Here is a 1,640-nt window from a genome sequence, read left to right as displayed (position 1 = left end):
CGCTCAGGGGCCTCGAGGGGTGCCGACGTAGCGGGCCCCAGGGGGCCTGCAGGTCGGGTGGGGGTGACCCCCGGCGCGCAGGCGGGCGACCCTCGTCGGGGTCGCGCAGCCGCTCGAGCACGGCGACGATCGCCTCCTCGTCCTCGGGCGGCACGAGGTGCCCGTCGACGCCGTCGTCGACCTGGTCGCCGAAGGTCCCCACGTCGGAGGCGAGGACGGCCAGCCCGTGCTGGTGCGCGAGCAGGACATTTTGGCTCGCGGTGGCGCTGCGATAGGTGAGGGAGAGCACGTCGTGCTGCGCGAGCAGCGGGGCGATCCGCTCGGCGGGGACGTAGCCGCTGTGGATCTGCACCCGGTCGCGCAGGCTGCGGTGCTCGGCCAGCCGCCGGATCTCGTCGCCGGCGTCGCCCCAGATCTCCCCTGCGACGGTGAGCGTCACGTCGGGCACGCGGAGCATCGCCCGCATGAGGACGTCGATGCCCTTGTAGCCCCGCACGAGGCCGAGGGCGAGCAGCCGGGCCGGGCCGCGGTGCTCGGGGCGCTCGACGGGCTCGCCGCCCGGCAGGTGCGGCGGCAGGTCGGTGACGACGACGTGCTCGGCGTCGAGCTCGCGGGCGAGCCGGGACTGCTCGGCGGAGTGGACGACGACCGCGTCGACCCGGCGGAAGAAGGTGCGCATGAGCGCCGCGTCACCGGGGTGCGGCTCGTGCGGCAGGACGTTGTGCGCGATGACGACGCTGCGCGGCCCGCGCCCGGTCATCGCGGTGCGCCCGACGCCGGCGGCCCGCAGCAGGGTGAGGTGCAGCGGCACGACGGGCGGGATGACGTGCACGACGACGATGATGTCGACGTCGCGGAGCCGCCGCCCGGCCCGCACGAGCGAGTCGGGGCGGGCCCACGACAGCGCCCGCACCGTGCGGGGGAAGGGCGGCACGTCCGGGTCCCCCGAGCTCGGCACGGACTGCTCGCCGGGGTAGAAGAAGCTCGGGTAGAGGTGGCTCCACGACACGAGCGTCACGTCGTGACCGGCCGCCTCGAGCTCGTGGGCGAGGGTCGTCGTGTGCGAGGCGACGCCGCCCTTGTAGGGATGCGTCGGCCCGACGACCGCGATCTTCAACGTGGCGTCATCCATGTCGTGGGCAGCCTATGCGACGGTCCCCCGGGTCACCGGGCGACACGACCCGTCCACACGGTGAGGTGCAGCGGGTCCAGCCGCTCGGGGCGGGTCGTCAGCACGTGGGGGTCCTCCATGAGGGTCGTGTCGAGCACCGTGCGCACGTCCGTCGCGCCGATCTCGTCGAGGCTGGCGCGTTCCCGGTGGGCCACGAGGAGCAGCCGGCCACCCCGCTCGCGCACCCGCTCGTCGAGCCGCTCGGCTGCGGCCCGCACCTGCTGCGGGTCGTCGCGCAGCCGGCCCGTCGTCGCGATGCTCGGCACGCCGCACATGCCGCGGGTGATCTGGGTCCAGTGGTTGACCGCCCAGTCGTCGACGGCGAGGACGACATCGCCCGGCGCGAGGGCGTCACAGTAGGTCCGGGCGGCCGCCAGTCCCCCGTCCTCGACGCGCTCCGTGCGGTGCGGCCAGGTCGCCAGGCCCGTGGGCACGGCGGTGACGGCGAGCGCGACGGCGAGGACCCGCG

At 75.2% G+C, this 1,640-nt stretch carries 2 protein-coding genes; both read right to left on the bottom strand.

Going from position 1 to position 1,640, the window contains the following annotated elements; all coding sequences use genetic code 11:
* Positions 1–1,132: glycosyltransferase family 4 protein (locus AC2W7J_RS18010; RefSeq protein ID WP_485984129.1), on the bottom strand; the 1,132-nt coding region annotated here is incomplete at its 3' end.
* A 32-nt stretch (positions 1,133–1,164) separates the two neighbouring features.
* On the bottom strand, positions 1,165–1,640 hold a 476-nt coding region (locus AC2W7J_RS18005; RefSeq protein WP_485984127.1), incomplete at its 5' end, for a hypothetical protein.

It is taken from the genome of Janibacter sp. CFPM2_SD2 (assembly GCF_057364645.1).
Note: the sequence above shows the minus strand (reverse complement) of the source record. Positions and strands in the feature narration are given on the sequence as shown.